General features: G+C 69.8%; 3 protein-coding genes. All 3 read left to right on the forward strand.

Annotation, left to right across the window (positions count from 1 at the left end; all coding sequences use genetic code 11):
• The first annotated feature begins 103 nt into the window (after positions 1–103).
• Positions 104–604 (forward strand): hypothetical protein, encoded by a 501-nt coding sequence (locus ACOADB_RS13860; protein ID WP_378599570.1) that lies wholly within the window; start codon positions 104–106, stop codon positions 602–604.
• Positions 605–615: 11 nt separating this feature from the next.
• On the forward strand, positions 616–1,176 hold the full coding sequence (locus ACOADB_RS13865; protein ID WP_378599573.1) for an RNA polymerase sigma factor: 561 nt from the start codon (positions 616–618) through the stop codon (positions 1,174–1,176).
• Between the two features lie 145 nt (positions 1,177–1,321).
• Positions 1,322–2,400: endonuclease/exonuclease/phosphatase family protein (locus ACOADB_RS13870; RefSeq protein WP_378599576.1), on the forward strand; the 1,079-nt coding region annotated here is incomplete at its 3' end.

The raw sequence follows: 2,400 nt of genomic DNA on the forward strand, positions 1-2,400 counted from the left end.
CTGAGCCCGCCCATCCCGGAGACGCCGGCCGATCCGGCCTTCGTGGCACAGTTGGCGCTGGCCGCCCGCCGCCTCCCTGCCCGGCACGGTCCCGACATTGCCGATGCCCCGCCACGGATGGGCAGCCGCGCTCGCGGCAGCCGCTGCTGTCGCGGTCGTCACAGGCGGTGCGGTTGCGCTGTCGGCTCTCGACCGCGATGACGAGCCGTCGCCGCTCCCGATGACGACGACCACCCCGACCGGCGAGACGTCCGTCCCGGCACCGGCCACCGATTCCGGTGGCGCGGTGGACGACGACATGTCGGCGACGACCGGCCGTCACATCGACGACTCGGGCGCCGGTGACACGGCACCGGACTCGGGCGGCGCAGATCAGTCCGCGGATGACGACCGGACTCGGGATCCCGATGGTGGGGATGACGACGAAGCCTCGGGTGATGACGCAGACGAGGAGCAGGAAGCCGGGGACGGGCGAGACGACGCCCGCGGTTCGGAGGAGGCGGGAGAACCCGACGACGACGTCAGCCGCGGCGAGGACGGCGGTGACGACACCACGGGTAGTAGCGACGCGGGTCCCGGTGCCGGTGCCACCGCGGAGGACTGAAGCGACGAAGCGTGGCAGAGGACGAGTTGATCGCTCGGGCTCGGGACGGGGACCCGGACGTGTGGCGTGAGCTGTACGAGAGCCTTACCGGCCGGCTGCTGGTGTGGCTGAAGGCGCGCCCCTCGGGGGACGTGGCCGCGGCGCCCGAGGACCTCGTCTCCCAGTCCTGGTTGGTCGCTGCGCATTCGATCGCGGACTTTCATGGTGACCGGGATGCGTTTTCAGGCTGGCTGTTCGGCATCGCCCGCAACCACTCGGCGTCGGCTCGTCGTCGTACCCTTCGGCGGGCGACAGCGCCGACCGAGCCGATCGGTATCAGTGAGCTGCTCACTGGCGACGGGGCGCCGGACCTCGCAGACAAGGTGGCGGGAGCTGAGTGGACCAGGGCAGTGCTGGCCACCCTGCCGGAGCGGGAGCGCGAGGTGCTGAGCTGCAGGGAGGTCGCCGGGCTCAGCAACCAACAGGCCGCCGTGGCGCTGGGCATGACCGCCACCGCCGTGTGCGTCGCCCGGCACCGCGGCCTCAGCCGCCTGCGCAGCACCGTCCCCGAGGTGTCGCCCACGCCCGGATGACAGCGACGGGCGGCGACTCCTGTTCAGGCGTTCGACGGCCGACGTTCAGTCGCCACTCCTCGCCGGACGTCGGCAGCGATGGAAGAATCGGAACGCCTCTCGGGAAGGCTCCCCGGAGGCCTCCGCCCCTCCCGAAAGGTCCTCGATGAAGGTCAGTCTTCGCGCGCTCACGGCTGCGCTCGCCGCGTCCATCGCGTTCGCTCCCCTCGCACTCACGGCGCCGGCGCACGCAGCCGTCGTACCCTCCCAGGGCTCGGCCACCCAGCTCGACGTCGGCAACTGGAACGTCGAGTGGTTCGGCGACACCGGATTCGGCCCGACCAACGAGTCACTCCAGCAGCAGAACGTCCGCGACGTCATGGCCGGCGCCGACATGGACGTGTGGGGTCTCTCCGAGGTCGTCAGCACCTCCGCGTTCACCAACCTCGTCGCCGGCATGCCCGGCTACACCGGCGTCCTGGCGAACGACCCGATCGTGACGAACGGCCCGCAGTACTACTCCGACTTCAGCAACGCCGAGCAGAAGGTCGCCCTCGTGTGGCGCACCAACGTTGCCAGCCTGGTGAGCGCCAAGGTCATCCTGACCAACCAGAACAGCAACTTCGCCGGTCGCCCGCCCGTGGAGTACACGCTCCGGGGCACCTTCGACGGCGTGACCAAGGACCTCGTGTTCATCGTGCTGCACGCGAAGGCGGGCTCCACCTCGGACGCCTGGAACCTCCGCAAGCCCGCGTCCGATGCCCTGAAGTCCTACCTGGACACGACGTACCCGACGCAGAACGTGTTCGTCATCGGTGACTGGAACGACGACGTGGACACGTCCATCACGTCCGGGATGGCGACGCCGTACGCCAATTTCGTCAACGACTCGGCGCGCTACAGCTTCCCGACGCGCGCGCAGTCACTCGCCGGTGTCGCGTCGACCACGGACTACCCGGACTTCATCGACCACCAGCTCAACACCAACGAGGTCAGCGCGAAGTACGTCCCGGGTTCGGCGGTCGCGTTCCACCCCGAGAGCTGGGTCGCCAACTATGCGACCACGACCAGCGACCACTACCCGGTGCTCGCGCGGTACGACTTCACCATCGGCGGCGGGGGCGGCGGCAACCAGCCGCCCACCGCGTCGTTCACGCACTCCTGCACCAACCTCGCGTGCACCTTCACCGACGCCAGCACGGATGCGGACGGCACGATCGCCTCGCGCAGCTGGGACTTCGGCAA

The organism is Nocardioides sp. CPCC 206348 (assembly GCF_048654705.1).
Taxonomy (GTDB): domain Bacteria; phylum Actinomycetota; class Actinomycetes; order Propionibacteriales; family Nocardioidaceae; genus Nocardioides.

Coding starts and splice junctions, on each gene's coding strand:
- ACOADB_RS13860 (WP_378599570.1), top strand. CDS start 104: ATGCCCCGCCACGGATGGGCAGCCGCGCTCGCGGCAGCCGCTGCTGTC.